Source organism: Paraburkholderia sp. SIMBA_030 (genome assembly GCF_046535245.1).
Classification (GTDB): domain Bacteria; phylum Pseudomonadota; class Gammaproteobacteria; order Burkholderiales; family Burkholderiaceae; genus Paraburkholderia.
Genome location: NZ_JAWRXB010000525.1, coordinates 1 through 272 on the forward strand (window position 1 = coordinate 1; position 272 = coordinate 272).

Consider the following 272-nt stretch of genomic DNA (forward strand, 5'->3'; position numbering starts at 1 on the left):
CGGCGACAAGCTGACCGTGCTCTCGCAGTTGGGGATCACCACGGACCAAAAGACCGGTGCGTTGAACTTCGACGGCACCAAGTTCACTGCTGCGATGAACGACAAGAAGCTCGGTGGCGAAGTCCAGACCCTGTTTACCGGCACCAACGGTCTGCTCGAACGCATGAACAATGTGATCAAGCCGTACACCGATACCGGTGGCATTCTCGACACTCGCACCACCAACCTGAATGTGACCAAAACCAAGCTGACAGCTGATCAGGCTGCCTTGG

1 protein-coding gene is annotated in these 272 nt (G+C 56.6%); it reads left to right on the forward strand.

Annotated features, from left to right (window positions below; all coding sequences use genetic code 11):
- The coding region (gene fliD, locus SB772_RS41070; protein WP_410838659.1) for a flagellar filament capping protein FliD at positions 1 to 272 on the forward strand (272 nt) is incomplete at both ends.